Consider the following 19,419-nt stretch of genomic DNA (forward strand, 5'->3'; position numbering starts at 1 on the left):
TTAATCACCCTTTCCTAACCAGCCTCTAGCTGTTTTTCTCTTTTGTAAGTTATTAAGCATTCTACAAGCAGCAAACACACTTGCGTCAAATAAGTCTATTCTCATTTCTGCCATTACTTTTTCATATTGAATCATATCATCTGTTTTTTCTATACCATGAACATTTTCAACGCAGTATTCATATGCTTGTGAATGTAAATAATATAAGTTACCCGCTATTGCTTTTTGCTCTATTCTTCTAAATCCTTTAGTTTTATTTATAAACAGTTGCGGTTCATCTATTATGTTAAACTTGTTTTGTTTCATATACAGAAAGAACTCTTCACTAAACTTTTTGTCAAACCCAATTTGTTTTATATTGAAACCTTTATCTCTCATAGCTTTAAACCATTCAATAACATCGGTGTAATCTGTTATATTTCCATTAATCATTGTAAGCCAACCATCGTCTTTCCAACCAAACAGTGGTATATTGTCTTCTTCGGCTTTCAAATAAGCTCTAGTTACTGGAAAGAAAGCGTGAGTTATTATTATGTCTACATCTTTATATGACCCATACAAAGCTGTCGCTGTTAAGTCATGAAACTTCGCTAAGTCAGCACCACCAAACCATTCAATATTTAATTTTAATAAATCTTCAATAGTCCAATTATATTTACTATCTGAATTTTTAAATGTATCTAAATTAAAATAAGACCTTGTAGATGATGTATAAATGTTTAATGACTTAGCCAGAAAATCTTTTCTTTGCTGAGGATCATTCTGTGCTTGCATTGCATCATTTATCATATCCTGAGGTCTTATTGAAACCTTATATGCTGGATTTGCTTTTTCATGTTCAATTGGATTTGTAAAATCTACATTTCCGTCTTTATCTTCATCAGCTTTTGCTATAAATACAAAATATTGTTCATCTTCTATTTGTTTAGTAAGTATCTTTTTACAGTACTGCAATCTCCTATAACAAAAAGAATTCATATTATCTCCTGCAGTTGTAATTCCTATCATTAGTTTATTAGAATAAGCTTTCATAGCTTCTTTTATAATATTGTATTGCTTTGGAGATTTATAAGCATGCAATTCATCAGCTATTGCTATATTACAGTTTAATGAATCCTGTCTATCTGGATTTGCTGCTAGTGCTTCTATTCTCATAGAACCATCGGCAAACTCTCTAGCTATAGAATGTTCGGAGTTATTATCTAATATTCTAAAACTATCTTCATCTTCTCCCATTTGTTTAAGATTAAACCTAATGAAGTTAAAACTTTCTAACGCTTGTTTTAATGCTGCACCAACTATGTAACATTTAGCTCCAGACTCTCTATTGTATAAACTTAAAGCCCATGCCAAAGCTGCTGCGAATGATGTTTTTATATTTTTACGAGGAATAAATATAAAAGCCTCTTTAAATCTTCGTATGTTTTTGCCTTTTATCCAAAATCCCATAAGATTATATATAATATATTTTTGAAAAGGTTCTAATAAAAAAGGCATTCCTCTTAAAGGAGTGCCGTCTTGTTTTTCGCCTTGCATATTTACAAATGAATTTTCTATTATATCTATTACTTTTTCAGCTTCCAAAGGTCTAAAATCATATTTATTACTTTCTATATCTTCTTTAAATCTTTTACAGCCTTCTATTTGTTCTTTATTAGCTAGTTTTTTACCTATTATAATATCTTCAACATATTTTATTACCAAATCATAATTTTTGTAAACTAAATTTTTATTTTTTACTTTAGCCAAGGTTTGCCAACATTATATCTAATTTTGATGTACTCTTTTTTTCTGCTGAAATACTTTCTAAAGATTTTGGATTTAACCCAAGTCTATCAGAATAAGTAACTATGTCTTTTCTTAAACTTTCCATCGCAGAATAAAGAGGAGTTTTTCGCATATTTGTTGCACCAGCTTTATTTGTATATTCTTCTTCTATTTGGTAATTACTATTTTCAAATTGTTTTTCAAAAGAAATGTATTGTCTTAGCAAACCTGCGTATATACCTATTATTCTATTATACTGAGTTTTATATATCCCTAATTCTTCCATTTCTTTTATTGTATCTTTCTTTAACTTTTCAATTGTTGGTAATCTTGTTTTTTTAGTCGCCAATTCAACACCCCCTTTTGATAATTAGTCGCATAGTTGGAAAAGGCTGACCCCCCTCGTTCCCTGTTAAGTTAATTTCGTTCCTGTTAGGTAGGGGGATATTTTATTTTTAATTCTTTCAGTCCATTCAAGTCCAAGTTTAGTTAATTCTCCAGTTGTCCTATTATGCATTTTGTTGTGACAATCTTTGCATAAACTTATTAAATTTAATTTATTCCAAAATAAAAAAGGAAACATATCAGCTATATATATATGATGTACTGTGTCAGCTTGCTTTATCTTTCCATATCTACTACATTGCTTACAAAGATAATCATCTCTTCTCAACACACACTCTCTAGTTTTAATCCAACGCTTTGATTTGTAATTGTTACTCATTCTCTTTTATATATTCCTCTGTCCATATTTTTTGAATTAATGTTACTACTTCTGGTGTGAGCTTAGTTATATCTACACCCATGTTATTTAATAGTTGTGAGTTTCTTTTCATAATCAATATATTCCTCATTACACTTGTAAGCAATGATGCTACTTCCATATTAGTTAATTCATTCAGCAATGCTCCATCTAGTATATGTTGATGGAGTTTATCTATTTTATTTTGTTTTTCTTTATCTAACATATTAGACTCCTTTAATATATTTCTCTGTCCAATGAATCAGCATTACCCCTGTGTCCTTAGTTGTTATATGCTTAGTATTTATCCCCATATATTCGCACGCTTCTTTATTCTCTGGTAACTGCATTACCTTAAGCATTATACTTGATAGTGTTGCAGATACTTGTTCAGCAGTCATACCCTGCTCATTTATGTAATCTATTATCTTACTATCTAGGTTATTCATTTTAATTTTATCTATCATTTAATCCTACCTTTATTGACGTTGTAATATCTTTCCTTTTTATTCAACTTTTTAAATTCTTCTTCTGTGAGTATCCTTTGTACTGCAATCTTCAATTCTTTGCTATAAGGATACTTATTATTATCAATTAATCTCCTACACTTTTCTGCCATTTCTCTTGTGTGAAAATGAGCGTGTTGCTTATACTCTCCATGCTCTCTCTTTAAAAGATATGGTCTTTCTAGCTTAGGAGTATGTATTATTGATAGGTTCATAATTCCTCCCGTTACATATCCAGCGCCCTCCCGCTTATAACTTTATGATATGTATTCTCCCACTCTATTTGAGTAACCTGTTATTGACTTATTCATATATTTTATATATTATGTAGTTGCCTAGTTTTTCATATGTAAACTTCCTATTAATATGTATGCTAGGTACTAGAGCCTCTTGGTAGGCTCTTTTTATTGCACTAAAAAAGACACTCTTAGCGAATGTCTAATTTAGAAATAAATTTAATATAAATATAAAAAGGATTATATGAACTCTTGCTTTGGTGCACCACATGAGATTTGCACTCACATTCTGTTAATAACCGCATTATCTAACTATGCTATAGTACATAATAACCTCTACACAGGGCATACCTGCCTATAAAGGAGTAGAGGTATTGTCATCTAATTAGGCTAGAAGAATATAAATAGGTCAACAGATTGATTACCGGACTTTCAATCTCCGATTATCTTCTAGCTGTATCACATTGCATCATGTAACGATATACACAAGATAATTTAAAATAAACTATCTTGGTTGGTTCTAACACGAACCGTTCCCTCATTCGATAGAGATATCTCTTCAACTATCGCACTATAATTATATCATAAGTGTTAGAACGCTAATAGACCAAAACGGTCGGATTTTACAATTTAAGTAATTCTAGTGCTATTTTATGCTTATCTTGGACTGTAGTTTTACCTAAATGTATTTTTTTTGATATATTTTTAAAAGAATATCTATTGTAATATCTTAGCTTAATAATTCTTATCATATCTATATCGTTTAAATCCTCTATAGCTTTATCTGTCTTGTTAATCTTAGAATGAATTTTCAATATCCTTTTAATTATTCCTCTTTCCAAATCTACCATATTAGCTATTTCATCTGCCATATCTGGACTAGTACCACCTTTAGGCATATCCGAATATGTAATAGCTTGAACTCCTACCTTGCCATAACATTTTATTCTGATTTCATTTAATTGATAGTATAGCCTCTCTAGTTCTTCTTGGTAATAGCTATAGCTTCTAAGTATCTTCTTCTTTTCTTCTATGTTCAATTAACCACCTCTAAAAGCTGCTCGTCTAGTTGTCCTATCGCTAATCTATGCTTTCTTTTTATAGTTCTTTCACTAAGATATAGCTTTTCTGCTATCTCGCGTATTGTCATTCCATCAATATATTTAAGTTTCAATAATCTTTTCATATCACAATCGTCTATGCTATCTATAGCTTTTTCTATTTTTCTTTTTGTTTCCTTACTTGTTTTTATAAAGTTAATCAACTCGTTAATTTCATCTAAATATGAATCTATATAATCATCAAACATTCTATAGTCGTTATCCTTAGGCATATCTCTAAGTCTTATAGCTCTAGGAACTTTTAAATCTTCTATTCTTCTTTCTAAGTATTGTAATCTACTTTCTTTTCTTCGTATTTCTTCCTCTAGGTAATTAAAACCTCTTAAAATATCCTTTCTTTTTTCTATTTCAATATTCGCAAACAATTAATCACCTCTAAGTTTCAGCCCATTCTTTAACTTTTCCAAAACTACCAAACATCTTTTTCTTTACTACCTTTTCATTCTTTACCTTAGCTACTACATATTGGTTTTCATTAATCATTGTGTAGTAAATACCATCTTTACCACCATATGCTATTAGTTTATCCATCTTGCGCTCATATATTTGTTGCATTTAATTACCTGCTAAAAAGGTACGTCATCAGGATCTAGTTGAAACGCATCATCACCTAGACCAAAGTTGTTCCCTTGTTGGTAGTTCCCTTGATTAAATCCTGCGTTACTTCCTTGATTATCCCCTTGACTGCCTATAAATTCCACTCTGTCTGCTACTACATCAGTTCTGTATATTCTATTTCCGTCTTGCCCTTCATATGAGCTAGTTTGTATTCTACCTTGTAAAGCTACCTGTCTACCTTTTGATAGATAATTAGCTACTAATTCAGCAGTCTTGCCCCATGCTATGCAACTTATGAAATCTGCAGTCAGCTGTCCGTTTGCTTCTGCTTCTGCTCTTTTGTCTTTTGATAGTCCTCTATCCACAGCAACGGTAAACCTACACATAGCATTTCCACCTTGTGTATATCTTAATTCTGGATCTCTAGTTAATCTGCCTATTAAAATTACATTATTCAATGTTGTTCTTCTCCTTCAAGTCTTTTATTAGTTTATCTTGCTCTTTTATCTGTTCTTCTAGCCTTGTGTTTATAGTGTTTATTCTCTGTCTTTGTTTCCCTGTAGTGTAAACACTTTCTACAAATAAAAATAATGCTATTAATACTATTATTGTTTGCCAGTTAATTCTATCTTTCATCACTTTCCTCTTATACAAATATTGTTGGCGGTTCTGGTAATTCATCTTCTAATGGTCTCCACATATGTAAACAATGCTCATGTAAATTTACATAGTTAGATTTTTTAGGATGATATTGTACTACTGTTTCATCTTCTTTGAAAAAGATATCTTTTATGTAATTCATCTCATCCCAAGTAGGAGTTTTTGATTTCTTACTTACAGAACAATGCTCCCATCCACCACCAAAGCTAAATACTATAAAGCAAGTCCCGCCTTTAGGCACTTTTATATGTCCACATAATCCGTCCTTGCCTTCTTGTTTTACTTTTAATTTTTCCTTTATTTCATCTATATCTTTCATTCCTTATCCTCCAATTTCGCCCTTAGTCTTATATTTTCTAGCTTTAATCTCTCTTTTTCGTCTTGCAATCCTTTATTCTCTTTTACAAATCCAATAGAAGCTATCACAAAAAATATAGCTATTGTCCAGCCTATCGTTCCAATTATTGCTGATACCATTTAGTCCTCCACTCTCTCAAATACACAGTCTAGTTTTAAATCTGTAATATCAACGTTTATTGACCTTATTAAATCTAATCCTTTTATTTCCCATGTACCTATAGAATCCTTAACCTTGCTAAGGCTTTCATAATAACATTCGCCTATTGTCCCATCTTTTATCTTTTCTAAAACTTCGTCTTCTGTTAATTGTCTGTACGATACCATTTAGTCCTCCTGTAATAGTTCTGGATTTTCTTCTAATTCAGTTTTAAGTTGTATTTTTAAGTTATCTAGTTCAGTTACTGCATCATCAAAAACATCAACAAGTTCATCACTTATTAATCCCAAATCATTAATCTCCCAACAAATTTTTTGCATAACCTCTAAATCATCTTGTACAACATTATCAATAAATTTTAATACATCTTCTACAAACTTATTTCTATTATCTATAGCACTTTTACTCATATTATCCACTCCTTTTTAGGACTTACATTTGTTACATTTTGTTAGTTAATTTCTTCCATTTCTATCTCTATTCTTGGATTTATTGAGTAATATTTCCTCGCTCTTAAATCGCATATCAAATTATCGTCTTTGTAAGCCAGTTCATTTAATGCATCTAGTACAAGTTTTATATAATTATCTATATCTGGTCTTGTTGTAGGTCTGATTATCTTATCTTCCATTAACTTAAGTCTTTTCTTGCTTGTGCTTTTAGGAGGTTTCTTATAGAAATCAACTATTAAACTTATTGGCTTATCTTCATAATAAATCTTATCTTTAGTTAACATCTTCCAAGCCATTTGTAATGCTATTTCAGCATTCTTTGTCTTAGCTGGTGTATATGTTCCATATCTTGATAATCTAGGTCTGCCTTTAGCTACTGGCTCACCTTCTATTACTACTTTCAATCAAATCTCCTTTATCTCATAACAAAGCGGATATTTATGTATCGTAAAAAGTATCCCTTTGTCTGTTCTTCCTAAGTAATAGTTTCTGTATTCTCCTATAATCTTTCCTTGATATTTGGTAAATAATTCTTCTTTGCTATTGGTGTTATCCGTAAGACTATATTTCTTTCCTACCTCTAGTTTTATTCCTGGTACTTGTTCAGCCTTTGTATAACCTTTGTAGTTTTTTAGATATCCTTTTCTTTCATGCTTGTACTTGATTTTGTTTCTTTTCAGTACTTTTCTTAAGTTCTCTGTACTTTCGTTTTGAATATTGAATATCTCCGTTAGTTCTTTTATAGTCTTGGTCCCGTTATAGCTTCGTATCTTATCAAGGTGTTCTTCTCTTAATTCACTTACATACATTTACTTCTCCATTTACTTTAATATTCTTGTGTTATAATCATCTAAAAGGAGATGATTGTTTGAAATTAAATCTTGATTGTATTAGAGATATTCTTCTTCAATTAGAAAACCTTGAATTTGATAGCTACACTACAACAAGCAAACTATCAGAAATTCTAAATTATTCTTCTGATGAAATTGAATATTCTTGTTTAAAACTTTATGAAGCTGGATATATTGATGCAATGGTAATTAAAACAATGAACAGGTTTCTTCCAGGAATAAAATCTATACATGATATCACTTATGATGGTCACGAATTTTTATCAACAATTAGAGATAATAACAACTGGAAGGTCATAAAGGACAGGGCTAAAACTATTGGAGTATTTTCCCTAAAAACTATCTCTCAAATAGGAGTTTCTTACATTAACTCTCTAATTAATAATCCAAATCTTTAAATTCTACATATAAAGTTGGGGTAAATTCAGTTATTCCAGCTTCCTTTTTTTCTATTCTAAATTCTTTCATCGTTTTAAGTTCACATCCATCTAGAAATACTTTTTTATCTTTAATTTCTAATTTCGGGAATATTGTCTCTTTATTATCCATTCTCATAAATACAATTGTCCTCCTGTTATTTTCCTTACCTCGTTAAACTTTTAAATTAGGTACATATCTCTGTAGACACTTTTTTTCTTCTTCTGTTAATTCTTTTTTTGAAGAAGGTTTGTAGAATCTACCTTTTTTCTTGTTAGTTCTGTAAGTTCCACCTAATATATTTATAAAATTATTATTATCAACAAACCAATTAAAAGATATTGCAAATCCATTAACCTTACCTTGAAGATAATCTGATTGTTCTATTTCCTTCATAGCTTTTAATATTGCTTCTTCTCCATGGTTCTCTATTAAACTTTTTATGGATAGATAGATATCATTATTTTTAGATATAGGTTCTATTTTTGATATTTTAGATATTGAATTCCACTTATCAATTATTTTTGAGTAAGTTAAATTATTGGACATATCTATATCTCCTATATCTTTAATATTATTTACTTTATCTTTATCTTTATCTTTTATATCCTTTAATATCCTTTGTGTACTTACTGCAACATTAACTCCTGTTTCTTCTTCATTAACTTTAGTTTCCGCAACATTAACTCCTGTTTCTTCTTCATTAACTTTAGTTTCCGCAACATTAACTTCTGTTTCTTCTTCATTAATTAAAGAAACTAATAAGTATTCTTTTTTTACATAATCATTTTTTCTTTTCTCTGTTGCTAAGAAATATCTTTCTTGAATTCCCTTTGAAGTTAAAATGTTATAACTTTCAAACAAATTTTTATTAAAAAAATCTACCTGTAAAGCCTTAGTCAATGTTTCATTTACTAGACCCTCAGTAACGCCAATACTATCAGCTATTAAAAAAGGTACATCTTCATTCCACCACATGTAATACCCTTCGTCTTTGTAGATATTACCGAGCAGATAAAGCAGTACTGTCATTGAACTTGCTCCACAACCTCTTATTATTCTTTTAATTTTAATGTCTTCTAAGATATCAACATCTAGGGGAAAATAGTCTAAGCCTTTTTTTGCTGGTCTTGCCATTAAATCCCTCCCCTTAACAAATCTCTATTACCTTGCCAATAGCTTTTTGTATCTCTGTTTTTATATATCTTTCATCAGAATTGGTATCTGATAAATGTGTTATATATATTTTCTTTGTTCTTTCTAGGTCGGTACTAGCTAAGAACTGTAATAATGTTTCTAAGCTCATGTGAGATTTAACTACTCTATTTCTCCATGTAGAGTTTATGTCTTTATCGTCTAAAAATTTCTTTACATAATTGCACTCAACCATGTAATAATCTATATTTTTAAATGTATATCTGCTGTAAATTGTATCTGTAAAAAACACTAGTCTTTCACCTGTTTTATTACTCTCTATTAAAAAACCTATTGGCTCTGCTACATCATGAACTGTATCAAATGCCATTATGTTAAAACTGCCTATTTTAATGCTTTCTTTAGCTTTAATTAGTTTTACTGTATTTTCAGTAATACCTAATGCTTCTTTAGTTCCTTTGCTCATTACAAGCCTAATTCCTTTGTTTAATAAGTCTTTGTAGGCTTTGCTATGGTCTTTATGCTCATGTGTTATTAAACACGCTTTTATACTTGATATTTTAAAATTTAACGCTTCCTGTATTTCTTTATAAGAGATACCACACTCTATTAAAAGTGAAGTATCTCCATCATCTATTTTGTAGCAGTTACCTTTACTACTGCTTGCTATTACTTGTATATTCATATCTTTTAGAAAGGTGCTTTTTTAGTTGCTTTATTTCCATCTTCTGATTCTTCTTTTACTTCTTCATACTCTGCTTCTATTGGTTTTCCGTCTAATATTTCTCCTGTTTCTGAATCTACGTTAGATGGAAAGTCTAAAGGCTCTCGATTAGCTTCTAAGTTAATACTTTCTTGTATTTCGTTGTCTGTATCTTGATTTATTACATTTTGCATTTCTGTACTTAATATTCCGTATCTACTCAACAATTGTCTAATTACAGTCTTTTGTCCCATTAAATCAAATTCAGTTTTCCATGGTGAGTATTTGCTAGAATAGGCTGGACTATATTTTTTTCCGTGTGTTTCTACTTCTTCTTTTGTTAGATACAAAGCCTTTTCAAATCCATTTATCAGTTTGAGGTATGCAAAATATCCTAGTACTTTATCTGATTTCGGCTTTCCATTAATTCTAAATACTCCTGTTAAATAATCTTCTTCTACTTCCATTCCTTCATATATCATTCCACCGTTAAGGTTTGCATATTGTCCACTTCTCATAGCTAGCTGTATTAAACCTTTATAACCTATTGTGAAAGTAGGTTTGTTTTTATAAGGAACGATATATGCATATCCTAAATTCTTATTTATTGGTAAATTTAAAGTTGCTGCCTTTAAAGCTTCCATCATAACTTCTTGCGCATTACAACCTTGTAAATAACTATCTGAATTATATAAATCTATCAAACTTGCTATAAATGGGCCCGCATTTTTATTTAATGCATTTTCAAACATTCCCTTTACTTTGTCACTTTCTAATAAAGCAGACATTTGCTTAGTTGGTGAAACTTGTCCTTGCTGTATATTTTGTACTTGATTATTTGCCATTGTATTCTCCTTTATTTAATTACTAATTCTTTATCATCACTTACTACAAGTCTTATTACTTGACTATCTGTTTCTTCTAAATGATTTACACTTTCAGCGTTATCTATAAATATTGGTGTATTTATTTTGTAATGGTCCGCTAATGTGTTTATAATGTCTATTCCTGCATTTATCTTCATAGCGTTGTTTAAATCATTGAATGGTACATTGTTAACTGTAGATTCGCACACTTCATTTATCCCACCATTTATTTGGGTTTCAAATAGTTTAAATTTAACTAGACTAAACTTTGAATTTATATCATCAGATATATAATCTACTTTTACTTTCATAAATTGTTCACATAGATAAATTATTTCTGATACTCTGTCGTATTCTTCTCCTAACTTAGCTTGCTGTTCTTCATATTCAGCTATTTTCTTGTCTGCTTCTTCATTTACTTTTTCAAAAGCTAACTGTGAGTTTATTTCTCCTAGTTCTTTTTCTAACTCACTTTTTTTCTCTAATAGTTCTGTATTGTCTGTTACATCAAAGTTGTTTATTTCTTCTTTTAATTTTTCTATTTGTTCTGTTATGTCATGATATTCTTGTGGTATTATTTCTTCTACTGGTTCTGTTGGAATATTGTCTTGGATTTGCTTTAATTCATCTTTTTTTAGCTCTATTTTTTTATCAAAATCTTGTATATCTTTTTTTACTATTTCAATCTTTTTTAATATTCCATCTGCTTTATCTGAAATATCGCTTAATTTATTACTTTTAATTAAATTTATTTTTTCCTGAATACTCTCTATTGGTAATTCTTGATTACAAGTAGGACAATGAGTTTCTGCTGCTATTTCCATTTTGTCATTAGCATAATTCTCGTATTTTTCTCTAAGCCCTATTAATTCAGCATTAAGTGTTTCTAAAAGTTTTAATTCAGATTTTTTATCAGTTTCAACCTCTTTAATATAGGTGTTGCAATGTTCTATCTTCTTATTTCTATCTGATATTTCTTCTTGATACTTCCTTTTAGCTTCTCTGTTCTTCTTCTCTACTTCATTAACTATATTTTCTTGCTTTATAATTAATTCTTTTATTTGTAACTGCTTATCTTTTAGTGCTTCTGAATTATTTTTCTTAGCTAAATCATTGTCTATTTTTTCTATTGTTCCTACTATAATTCTTTTTCTAAACTCCAATTTGTCAAAGTCTATATCTGCTCTTTTGCTGTCATATCTTTCATTTATCTTTATAGGAAGTAATTCTAAATCCTTATTTATATTAGATATAGTCGCTTTGTTTATTTTCATTAAGTCGTTTATATCTCTAGTAGCTAGTAGCTCTCTTAAAGGTTCTAGTTCCTTATTTTTATCTATAATTTCATCTATACTTACGTCATTTATTAATGATAGGACCAACTCTCTTTTTTTCTTAGTGTCTAAATTTATATTGAAATGTAACGGATTAGATAACTGTTTAAACTTTTCCTCTGTTATTAAAGCTTCTATTCTTGCTGTATATTCTTTTAGCTTTAGTAGAATATCATTTATAAAATACTCTGTTGTATGTCCATTAAATTCTTCTGTTTTAGATCCTCTCTTTTTAGTCCACTTTTCTTTAAATACTTTCTTTAATTTAAGCGGAACTTTTTCATCTTCACTTACTATTAAGAACTCTCCTTCAACAGAATGTTCTAAGTTGTGTAATGGTTCTCCATATTTTCCTATCGTCTTTATATTAAAATCTGTTTTATTTTGACTATCTTTGTTCCAAAGTAACCAGCTGTAAGCATCATATATTGTCGTTTTCCCAGATGCATTTTCTCCTGCTATATTGGTTATGTTGTCTTTAAATTCTATTACTTTATTCTTAATTCCCTTAAAGTTTCCAAGGGTTAGTTTTTCTAATATTATGTTCATTATTTACTCCTTATATTTTTGCTATGCTATAATATTTTTGAGGTGATATCTATGGAATTAACTCCACAAATACTTAAAAAAATATCTTGTATACTTGCTGAACTTACAACAGGTTCTAAAATTACTTATATGTTTCAAGTTTTAAATATGGATAATGATTCCACTATTAGTACCAAATGGAATAGAATTTATAATTCTATATCTCAAAACTTAAACAAATTTAATGACTCGTCTATAGTTATAAAAGTCATTGAGTATGTTTTTGCTGATAAAATGCATGATTGTAATTCTTCTGAATGGCAGTCAGCTCTATTTGATATAAATAAAGTAATTCAGTATCTTGGTTTGAAAGTTAATGATTCAGGTAAAGTAGTTAAAACTATTAAGGTTGAAACTTTTTCTGATGGTCAAAAGAATTTCAATATGATAAAAGATAAATTATCTTTGTTTGAAATCCATCCTCTTATACTAAATTTATGCAATCCTGAAATAGTTGAAGAAAATTATTTTCATCTAATTTTAGAAGCTTCTAAAATTCCACTTAATAAAGTTAGGCAACTTACCGGCTCAAAATCTGATGGTAACACTCTAATAATTGATAGTTTTAACCATAAAAAACCTTTAGTTGTTCTAAATAGTTTAAGCACTCAATCTGAAAAAAGTGAGTATTTCGGACTAAAAGCTTTACTAAATACTATTGTTTACTTTTATAGAAATCCTAAGGCTCACGAGTTAAAAGCTTACAATCCATCATCTTCAGAAGACGCTATCAAAGCTTTACTTATGATTTCAGATGCCTTATTCTTGCTTGACAAGTGTTACCCTTCCTATCTTGTTAAATAAAATATTTCGATCCGCTTCTTCAACTTCTTCAACTAGACAAGTTACAATTACGCCTAGTTCTTTTTCTAATTCAGTCTCTAACTTTCCATCTATGTTGGATATATCCTCTTTGAAAAATAATACTGAATCTTCAATATTCCTAGATAAAATAAGGTCTAATCCTGCAAGATAATAAGTTTTGTGATTAACCAATACTTTTAATACATATATTTTTAATTGTTCTTTCATACGCTTATCTCCTAGAATGGTCTTTCCAATATATCTATCGTTTTATCTTTTCTATCTATTAATGTTATAAATGCATCTTCCAACGCATCATCTAAACTCATATATCTTTCTTTCATATTGCTTTTAGCTATTCTTTTTAAATCATCAACTCTTGCTTTTATATCCATGTAGTTGTCAGCTTCTTCTTGAGTATTAAATTCTTCTTTTCCTACATAAAATTTAGTTTTTTCTAAAATTTCCATAATTTACTCCTTTTGTGATATAATCACGTTAAGTGAATATTTAATAATATTTGGTTAAGCCTTTTAGTTGTTACCGCAGCTAAAGGCTTTTTTTCTCTTCATCTTTGTATTTCTCTTCTTCCTCATTAATTTCTTTTATCTTCCATATGCATATTGTTATTGTTGAAACTAAACTTATTGCTGCAAATAACCAAAAATGTAATGGTGCAGCTGCTAATATTTCCTTAATCATTGTTCAGCTCCCTAATGTTAATCCTATGTTGTAGAATATATATATAATTCCTATACATGCTACTGCTCCTATTGGATATAACCACCAATTTTTTTGTACATTTCTACTATGCTTTAGTTTTCTTTGCATTGTTTTCTCCTTATTCAACATTATTTTCTAGCCATTCAATCACCTTTGATGTGATAGCTTTTTTACCTCCAACATTAATCATTGGAAATCCTTTAGTTTTTAATAATGTTTGAGCTGCAAATGGTGTTATATCTAACCAATTGCTAAGTCCAACCTCATTCAATAATGGTGGCACTTCTTTGAGTTTCAACTGTAATTCCGCTTTTTCTTTCTGCTCTTTTGCTAATTGCAATTCTGCTTCCAATTTTTCTATTTTCCATTGATATATTTCTTCTTGAGATATTCCTGGAAAAGTTGTTATGTTATTTTGTTGTTTTATGTTTTCCATTAGTCCCTCCTATCTTTTGTTATGCTATAATCATCTAAAAGGAGATGATTTGTTTTATGAGTTTTTTTACTTTTATAACTAAATTTTTACCTGTGATAATTTCTTTCATTGCCCTCTTCTTGTCAATAATCGCTTTTAAGAGAGATTATGTTCCATTGACAATAATTGACCCGACAGTAGTTACTCTTTCTGCTGAAATTCATTCATCTATTACTAAAACTAATTTTAGTAAAATTAAAAACAACACCGAATATATTTACATTAGCTTTCGAATAATTAATCCTAGAGCTACTAATTTGTCAATTTTTAATATCAACGTTCTTGATTCTCAAGACAACGAAATTAACTTTATTAAAAAACTTCATTTCCAAGATATGGAAATACAAGATTTATTTCTTCACACTAATGAAAAGTTAATTCGTAAATTAAATATTCCTGAAAGTATTTACCAAATGTATGGTAATAACTCTTTTAATGTTTTAGACTTTTTGATTGAAGCTGACTCTTTAAAAGGTTCTAAAACTGTAAAAATATTTTTCAGAGATACAAGACCTACCTTTTTAAAAAAATATTCTAAAGAGGTAAAGAGTGACGTTGGTGGCTTGAAACATCCTTATCATTTTTATGAGCTTCCCGTTTAATATATGGTTCACTTAATCCCTCTAATTTTTTAAATGCGTCCCAATCATAACACCCAAGTTTTTTATAATTTACTTTTTTAATTGTACTTCTTGACCTTTTATTTATTAGAAATATACTCAAAGAAATTATTAATGCAATTATTGAAATTATTAGTGGTAGTAAACTATTCTTCATTATTTCTATCCTGCAATTCAATATGTTTATAAGCTAAATCACCTATATATTCGTTTAAAATATCTTCAATAATACTTGTGACTTGAGCTTTTTTAGGAAGCTCTTTTTTTAATATTTTAGCTATTTCATCAAAAATATTTTCTACATTTTTTTGTGGTACAGTTACATCCTTCTTTGTATTTCCAAACTTATATATTCTTTCCTTTGAGTTTTCCCAAATTTCCATTAGTCCCTCCTTATTCAATTTCTAGAAATCTTATAATTTCTTTTCGTTTATCTTCTGGTTTCCTATTTTTCTTTAAAATATCGCTAACATAAACTTTGGATATTTCTAGTTCAGTTATTCACTAACAACTTTGTTTCTATTTTTTAGAAGTGGAGGGTAAAAAAATATCATTTATTGAAACATCTAAAGCTTTTGCAATTTTTTCTATATTTTCGTATTTGGCTTTTTTTAATTTATTGGTATCATTTTCATAAAGAGTTATTGTTCTTGTAGTTAAACCTGTTAATTCTGCTAATTGTTCTTGAGTTATGTCTTTTTCACGTCTTAATTGTCGAACAGTTTTTTTACACATTTAGTATCACCTCTCTTCTGTAATTATTATTATACACTTCTATTTTTTAGAAGTCAACATTGTTTTTCTATTTTTTAGAATTATTTTACTAGAAATCTATTTCTATTTTTTAGAATTTATGTTATAATTTAGTAAATAAATAAGGAGTAATTAATATGTCAAATAAAATATTTCCTAAAAATCTTAAATATTTAAGAGAAAAAAATGGATTTGAACAATTAGAATTAGCTAAAATGGTCGGTAAAAAAAGTGCCTCTGCTATAAGTGAATGGGAGAAAGGTATTCGTATGCCTAGATTTGGAACTCTGTCAGATTTCGCTAAAATATTTAATATAGATATTGATGACTTAGTTTCTAAAGATTTGACTAAACCTGAAGTAGAAATACTAGGAAAACTTTCAACTATGAATCCCTATAAGTACATAGATGATCCTGTATCCGCAGGTAGTCCCGAGAGGATAGAAGGACAAGGTTACACTCAAATCTATATACCAGACAATTTAATGGGTAAATATGCAAATAGTCCTAATGTAACTATTATGAGAGTAAATGGCGATTCAATGAATAAAATAATACCAAACAAAAGTGTAATAGGTATTTTGACTAATATCTCAGCATGTGATTTAACAAATGGGGATATAGTTGTGTTTAATGACAATTATAACTATTCTGTTAAAAGATTTTATAAAAGTGATAACAGAATTATTTTCAGACCAGAGTCTACTGATGAAGTTTTTACAGATATAGTTTTTGATACAGAGTATGAAAATGTTGAAATAATTGGAAAGGTTATTATGTATAGTGTATTATTATAATAAGTGTATTTTACACTAAATATATTTTAGGAGGAATGTGTATGGGATTGTTTGATAAGAACACCGACAGCAAAAAGTTAGATGAATTTGCTAAAAAACATCAACTTAAAGGGTTGTTAGATGATGAAGATTTAGTTCTTTTAAATAGATTGACTTATACTTCTGTTGCAAATGAAGGAATTAAGGTTGATCAAAATTATTTAATAATATGCCAATTAGCTAAGTTGAATAAAAATATTGAAAAAATGAATAAACTATTGGAGGATAAATAATGTTACCTATAATTGGAGTTATATCTTTTGCTGCAACCATAATCTTTGCTATCCTTATAAAAAAAAGCAAAGGAAAAAAAGAAGATAATAAAAGTTTTAAAATTGGATTAGTAATTTCTGCAATTGTATTTATAGTTTGCTTGATTAATACACCTGATAAAAAAGATAATAAAGATAAATCTAACAAGCCTACTTCTAAAACTGAAGAAAAAAGTACAGAAAAAGAAACTAAAGAATCAATTGCAAGTAAAGAAACTGAGGCACCATTTTCCAATAAACAAGATACTCTTGATAAAATTGGAATAAAAATTTTCGGCGATGATTATAAAAATGCAAAAATGAACTGGGATTATACCACTATTAAATATAAAGAAGATGGAAGTATTGACGAGGAAAATTCAACAATTGATTACCTAGCCGTTGATGTCAAACTATCTGACAATTTAACTGAAAATATGACCATTAAAGGATTCCTTATGAAAGTTTCTGACTATTTAAAAACCACTATAGATGTAAATTATAATAGAGTTTTCATAGGAGCAAAAGCTGAATTTAAAGATCAGTATGGTAATTTAAAAGAACAATATGCTGTTAAAATAATATTAAACAAAGAAGAAGTTAATAAAATTAATTTTGAAAACTTCGATTATAAAAATTTGCCAGACATCGCTGAATCATTTGATGTTCATAATGGAATTAAATATAATTTAGACTAATAAAATAAAAAAAAGCCCCCATGCTGTAACATGAAGGACTCAAGGATATATGAATATACCCCATAACTTAATGTAATTATATCATATATCCTCTATTTATATAAAGGAGGTAATTAATCATGTCTAGAAACAGAATCAAAAGTAATGGTGAGGGTTCAATAAGATGCGAAATAAGAAATGATAAAAAATATTTCATAGCTAGAGTTACCGTTGGATATGATAATAACGGAAAACAAATAAGAAAAACATTTGGAAGTTTTAAGAAAAAAGATGTAGTTGATAAAATGACAGCTTTACAGCATCAAGTTAATCAAAATTTATATATAGAAGATAATCAAGCAAAGTTGAAAGATTGGTACTTTAATTGGCTTTTTGAGTATAAACAAAATAAATTAAAGCCAAATTCTTTTAAAAAATACGAAGGTTACTATAGAAATTACATAGCAGACAGTACTATTGGCAATAAAAAACTTGCTGAATTGAGAACTATAGACTTTCAAAAATATTTTAATATTCTTCTAGAAGATAATTCTATCGGTCTAGTTACTAACATCAAACAAACAATATCTACATCTTTAAACGATGCAGTAGCTATGGGAGTAATAAATAATAATTATTGTAGATATGCAAAACTTCCTTCAGCAATTAAAAGAGATAAGTTCACAGTATTTACGAAAGAAGAACAAACGAAATTCATTAAAGAATTGGCTAGAGAAGAGTACGAATTGCCTCTATCTTTTGCTTTAGCTACTGGCTTAAGGCTTGGAGAACTTTTAGCGTTAACTTGGGATGATATAAATTTATTCAATAGTACAGTAACTGTTAACAAAAATCTATCTAAAGCATATGTAATCAATAAAGATGGTACAAGAACACTTAAAACTATGATTTTAGAGCCTAAAACTCAATCAAGCTATAGAACAATACCATTTCCTAGTTTATTTAATTCTAAGCTCAAAAAATGGCAAACCAAACAAAAAGAATACCGATTATATTTAGGAGAAGTATATCAAAATAAAAACATAGTTTTCCCTAATAATATAGGCAACTACATGGATAATAAAAAACTTCCACGAGCTTTTAAAAAAGTTTTAGAAAAAGCAAATATAAGAGATATGAATTTCCACAGTTTACGTCACTCTTATGCTACTAGACTTTTTGAAGCTAATGTACCTATGAAAACAGTTCAAAGTTTATTAGGTCATAAAGACATACAGACAACAATGAATATTTATACTCATGTTATGAATGAAGATAAGACGGATGCAGTAGAAAGCATAGCACATTTATTTGGTTAAAATGTCCTACGAATGTCCTATAATTATTAAAAAATGTTAGAAAAAGTTAGTATTTAATAAAATCCGAGAGTAAATAAACGTTGATATTGCAATATTTAAAAAAATAATAGAATATCTTAATTGTATCCTTTAAATTCCCACCATCTCCACCAATTAAAAGTATTCATTTGAAATATTATTGATTATAGGCTGTTTATTCAAATAAATATACTACCATTTGAAAGATATAGCATTTAAAATGTATATCTTTATTTTATTGTCCAAATCTACATATTGATAGTTAATGTATATCAATATATATTTATTAACTTAGTCATTAAAATTATTTATACTGTCTTTTAACTTATCCTATTCTTACTTACTATAATTCTAATGTTTTGCCTTATATTTATTAAAAATCATGATATACTATTCTTGTGAGATATTATTTATTAATTATTCATATATCAATATCTCAATAATTTAATATTACTTTTTTGGAGGTGAAT

General features: G+C 28.6%; 36 protein-coding genes. 7 read left to right on the forward strand and 29 right to left on the reverse strand.

Annotation, left to right across the window (positions count from 1 at the left end; translation table 11 throughout):
• The 17 genes from CS899_RS05270 to CS899_RS05345 form a co-directional block, all read right to left on the reverse strand.
• Nucleotides 1-1,749, reverse strand: a complete 1,749-nt coding sequence (locus CS899_RS05270) for a terminase large subunit (RefSeq protein WP_100065119.1) — start codon at nt 1,747-1,749, stop codon at nt 1-3.
• Complete coding sequence (locus CS899_RS05275) at nt 1,742-2,116, reverse strand: P27 family phage terminase small subunit (RefSeq protein WP_207204747.1); 375 nt, start codon at nt 2,114-2,116, stop codon at nt 1,742-1,744. The genes CS899_RS05270 and CS899_RS05275 overlap by 8 nt, the downstream gene beginning before the upstream one ends.
• A gap of 63 nt (nt 2,117-2,179) precedes the next feature.
• Nucleotides 2,180-2,491, reverse strand: coding sequence for an HNH endonuclease (locus tag CS899_RS05280; protein ID WP_100065120.1), 312 nt, complete (start codon nt 2,489-2,491; stop codon nt 2,180-2,182).
• On the reverse strand, nt 2,484-2,735 hold the full coding sequence (locus CS899_RS05285; RefSeq protein WP_100065121.1) for a hypothetical protein: 252 nt from the start codon (nt 2,733-2,735) through the stop codon (nt 2,484-2,486). Before CS899_RS05285 ends, CS899_RS05280 begins: the two co-directional genes overlap by 8 nt.
• 1 nt (nt 2,736) lies before the next feature.
• Nucleotides 2,737-2,976: a hypothetical protein gene (locus CS899_RS05290; protein ID WP_100065122.1), complete on the reverse strand. Its 240-nt coding sequence runs from the start codon at nt 2,974-2,976 to the stop codon at nt 2,737-2,739.
• Entirely contained in the window at nt 2,973-3,230 is a 258-nt protein-coding gene (locus CS899_RS05295; RefSeq protein WP_100065123.1) for a hypothetical protein, read from the reverse strand. Before CS899_RS05295 ends, CS899_RS05290 begins: the two co-directional genes overlap by 4 nt.
• 644 nt (nt 3,231-3,874) lie before the next feature.
• Nucleotides 3,875-4,291, reverse strand: a complete 417-nt coding sequence (locus CS899_RS05300) for a hypothetical protein (protein WP_100065124.1) — start codon at nt 4,289-4,291, stop codon at nt 3,875-3,877.
• Nucleotides 4,288-4,737: an RNA polymerase sigma factor gene (locus CS899_RS05305; protein ID WP_100065125.1), complete on the reverse strand. Its 450-nt coding sequence runs from the start codon at nt 4,735-4,737 to the stop codon at nt 4,288-4,290. The genes CS899_RS05300 and CS899_RS05305 overlap by 4 nt, the downstream gene beginning before the upstream one ends.
• Nucleotides 4,738-4,747: 10 nt before the next feature.
• The gene (locus CS899_RS10840; RefSeq protein WP_164995859.1) at nt 4,748-4,903 is read right to left on the reverse strand and encodes a hypothetical protein; all 156 of its coding nucleotides are present in this window, start codon (nt 4,901-4,903) and stop codon (nt 4,748-4,750) included.
• 35 nt (nt 4,904-4,938) lie between these two features.
• Nucleotides 4,939-5,388 carry a single-stranded DNA-binding protein gene (locus CS899_RS05315; protein WP_100065127.1) on the reverse strand — a complete coding sequence of 150 codons (450 nt, stop codon included), beginning with the start codon at nt 5,386-5,388 and terminating at the stop codon, nt 4,939-4,941.
• Entirely contained in the window at nt 5,381-5,566 is a 186-nt protein-coding gene (locus CS899_RS05320) for a hypothetical protein (protein ID WP_100065128.1), read from the reverse strand. The genes CS899_RS05315 and CS899_RS05320 overlap by 8 nt, the downstream gene beginning before the upstream one ends.
• 10 nt (nt 5,567-5,576) lie before the next feature.
• The gene (locus tag CS899_RS05325; RefSeq protein ID WP_100065129.1) at nt 5,577-5,909 is read right to left on the reverse strand and encodes a DUF7694 domain-containing protein; all 333 of its coding nucleotides are present in this window, start codon (nt 5,907-5,909) and stop codon (nt 5,577-5,579) included.
• Nucleotides 5,906-6,067, reverse strand: coding sequence for a hypothetical protein (locus CS899_RS10845; protein WP_164995860.1), 162 nt, complete (start codon nt 6,065-6,067; stop codon nt 5,906-5,908). Before CS899_RS10845 ends, CS899_RS05325 begins: the two co-directional genes overlap by 4 nt.
• The gene (locus CS899_RS05330; RefSeq protein WP_100065130.1) at nt 6,068-6,274 is read right to left on the reverse strand and encodes a hypothetical protein; all 207 of its coding nucleotides are present in this window, start codon (nt 6,272-6,274) and stop codon (nt 6,068-6,070) included.
• Nucleotides 6,275-6,517, reverse strand: coding sequence for a hypothetical protein (locus tag CS899_RS05335; protein ID WP_100065131.1), 243 nt, complete (start codon nt 6,515-6,517; stop codon nt 6,275-6,277).
• Nucleotides 6,518-6,558: 41 nt separating this feature from the next.
• Entirely contained in the window at nt 6,559-6,963 is a 405-nt protein-coding gene (locus CS899_RS05340; RefSeq protein ID WP_100065132.1) for a RusA family crossover junction endodeoxyribonuclease, read from the reverse strand.
• Nucleotides 6,964-7,368 carry a hypothetical protein gene (locus CS899_RS05345; protein WP_100065133.1) on the reverse strand — a complete coding sequence of 135 codons (405 nt, stop codon included), beginning with the start codon at nt 7,366-7,368 and terminating at the stop codon, nt 6,964-6,966.
• A 59-nt stretch (nt 7,369-7,427) separates the two neighbouring features.
• Between CS899_RS05345 and CS899_RS05350 the strand changes: the two genes are divergently transcribed.
• Nucleotides 7,428-7,808, forward strand: coding sequence for a DUF2513 domain-containing protein (locus CS899_RS05350; RefSeq protein ID WP_164995861.1), 381 nt, complete (start codon nt 7,428-7,430; stop codon nt 7,806-7,808).
• On the opposite strand, the gene CS899_RS10850 is transcribed toward CS899_RS05350, so the two are convergent.
• Genes CS899_RS10850 through CS899_RS05370 form a run of 5 tightly spaced genes read right to left on the reverse strand, consistent with a single transcriptional unit; the run spans nt 7,789 to nt 12,434 of the window.
• The gene (locus tag CS899_RS10850; protein WP_164995862.1) at nt 7,789-7,965 is read right to left on the reverse strand and encodes a hypothetical protein; all 177 of its coding nucleotides are present in this window, start codon (nt 7,963-7,965) and stop codon (nt 7,789-7,791) included. The two genes, CS899_RS05350 and CS899_RS10850, sit on opposite strands and share 20 nt — an antisense overlap.
• A 36-nt stretch (nt 7,966-8,001) precedes the next feature.
• Nucleotides 8,002-8,964 carry a DUF4373 domain-containing protein gene (locus CS899_RS05355; RefSeq protein ID WP_100065135.1) on the reverse strand — a complete coding sequence of 321 codons (963 nt, stop codon included), beginning with the start codon at nt 8,962-8,964 and terminating at the stop codon, nt 8,002-8,004.
• Between the two features lie 13 nt (nt 8,965-8,977).
• A complete protein-coding gene (locus CS899_RS05360) occupies nt 8,978-9,667 on the reverse strand; it encodes an MBL fold metallo-hydrolase (protein ID WP_100065136.1) in 690 nt (229 codons plus the stop codon).
• A gap of 5 nt (nt 9,668-9,672) precedes the next feature.
• Nucleotides 9,673-10,530 (reverse strand): recombinase RecT, encoded by an 858-nt coding sequence (locus CS899_RS05365; protein ID WP_100065137.1) that lies wholly within the window; start codon nt 10,528-10,530, stop codon nt 9,673-9,675.
• Between the two features lie 11 nt (nt 10,531-10,541).
• Nucleotides 10,542-12,434 carry an ATP-binding protein gene (locus CS899_RS05370; protein WP_100065138.1) on the reverse strand — a complete coding sequence of 631 codons (1,893 nt, stop codon included), beginning with the start codon at nt 12,432-12,434 and terminating at the stop codon, nt 10,542-10,544.
• A gap of 51 nt (nt 12,435-12,485) precedes the next feature.
• Here CS899_RS05370 and CS899_RS05375 point away from each other — a divergent pair, with 51 nt between their 5' ends.
• Nucleotides 12,486-13,277 carry a TIGR02391 family protein gene (locus CS899_RS05375; protein WP_100065139.1) on the forward strand — a complete coding sequence of 264 codons (792 nt, stop codon included), beginning with the start codon at nt 12,486-12,488 and terminating at the stop codon, nt 13,275-13,277.
• On the opposite strand, the gene CS899_RS05380 is transcribed toward CS899_RS05375, so the two are convergent.
• From CS899_RS05380 to CS899_RS05390, 5 genes are all read right to left on the reverse strand, one after another.
• Nucleotides 13,233-13,505 (reverse strand): hypothetical protein, encoded by a 273-nt coding sequence (locus CS899_RS05380; protein ID WP_100065140.1) that lies wholly within the window; start codon nt 13,503-13,505, stop codon nt 13,233-13,235. The genes CS899_RS05375 and CS899_RS05380 overlap by 45 nt on opposite strands.
• A gap of 11 nt (nt 13,506-13,516) precedes the next feature.
• Nucleotides 13,517-13,747, reverse strand: coding sequence for a hypothetical protein (locus CS899_RS05385; RefSeq protein WP_100065141.1), 231 nt, complete (start codon nt 13,745-13,747; stop codon nt 13,517-13,519).
• 79 nt (nt 13,748-13,826) lie between these two features.
• Nucleotides 13,827-13,979: a hypothetical protein gene (locus CS899_RS10855; protein WP_164995863.1), complete on the reverse strand. Its 153-nt coding sequence runs from the start codon at nt 13,977-13,979 to the stop codon at nt 13,827-13,829.
• A gap of 3 nt (nt 13,980-13,982) precedes the next feature.
• Nucleotides 13,983-14,108 (reverse strand): hypothetical protein, encoded by a 126-nt coding sequence (locus CS899_RS11060; protein WP_277985529.1) that lies wholly within the window; start codon nt 14,106-14,108, stop codon nt 13,983-13,985.
• A 10-nt stretch (nt 14,109-14,118) separates the two neighbouring features.
• The gene (locus tag CS899_RS05390) at nt 14,119-14,436 is read right to left on the reverse strand and encodes a hypothetical protein (protein ID WP_100065142.1); all 318 of its coding nucleotides are present in this window, start codon (nt 14,434-14,436) and stop codon (nt 14,119-14,121) included.
• A 56-nt stretch (nt 14,437-14,492) separates the two neighbouring features.
• Between CS899_RS05390 and CS899_RS05395 the strand changes: the two genes are divergently transcribed.
• Nucleotides 14,493-15,077: a hypothetical protein gene (locus tag CS899_RS05395; RefSeq protein WP_100065143.1), complete on the forward strand. Its 585-nt coding sequence runs from the start codon at nt 14,493-14,495 to the stop codon at nt 15,075-15,077.
• A 164-nt stretch (nt 15,078-15,241) separates the two neighbouring features.
• Here the strand turns inward: CS899_RS05395 and CS899_RS05400 are convergent, their stop codons facing one another.
• Nucleotides 15,242-15,478, reverse strand: a complete 237-nt coding sequence (locus tag CS899_RS05400) for a hypothetical protein (RefSeq protein ID WP_100065144.1) — start codon at nt 15,476-15,478, stop codon at nt 15,242-15,244.
• Between the two features lie 136 nt (nt 15,479-15,614).
• A complete protein-coding gene (locus CS899_RS05405) occupies nt 15,615-15,830 on the reverse strand; it encodes a helix-turn-helix domain-containing protein (RefSeq protein ID WP_100065145.1) in 216 nt (71 codons plus the stop codon).
• Between the two features lie 155 nt (nt 15,831-15,985).
• Between CS899_RS05405 and CS899_RS05410 the strand changes: the two genes are divergently transcribed.
• The 4 genes from CS899_RS05410 to CS899_RS05425 all read left to right on the forward strand — a co-directional run bounded on the left by CS899_RS05410 (nt 15,986) and on the right by CS899_RS05425 (nt 18,931).
• On the forward strand, nt 15,986-16,645 hold the full coding sequence (locus CS899_RS05410; RefSeq protein ID WP_100065146.1) for a LexA family protein: 660 nt from the start codon (nt 15,986-15,988) through the stop codon (nt 16,643-16,645).
• A gap of 41 nt (nt 16,646-16,686) precedes the next feature.
• Entirely contained in the window at nt 16,687-16,917 is a 231-nt protein-coding gene (locus tag CS899_RS05415) for a hypothetical protein (protein WP_100065147.1), read from the forward strand.
• Nucleotides 16,917-17,633: a hypothetical protein gene (locus CS899_RS05420; protein WP_100065148.1), complete on the forward strand. Its 717-nt coding sequence runs from the start codon at nt 16,917-16,919 to the stop codon at nt 17,631-17,633. Before CS899_RS05415 ends, CS899_RS05420 begins: the two co-directional genes overlap by 1 nt.
• Nucleotides 17,634-17,752: 119 nt before the next feature.
• Entirely contained in the window at nt 17,753-18,931 is a 1,179-nt protein-coding gene (locus CS899_RS05425) for a tyrosine-type recombinase/integrase (RefSeq protein ID WP_100065149.1), read from the forward strand.
• Nucleotides 18,932-19,419: the final 488 nt, after the last annotated feature.

The organism is Miniphocaeibacter massiliensis, from assembly GCF_900232905.1.
Lineage (GTDB): Bacteria > Bacillota > Clostridia > Tissierellales > Peptoniphilaceae > Miniphocaeibacter > Miniphocaeibacter massiliensis.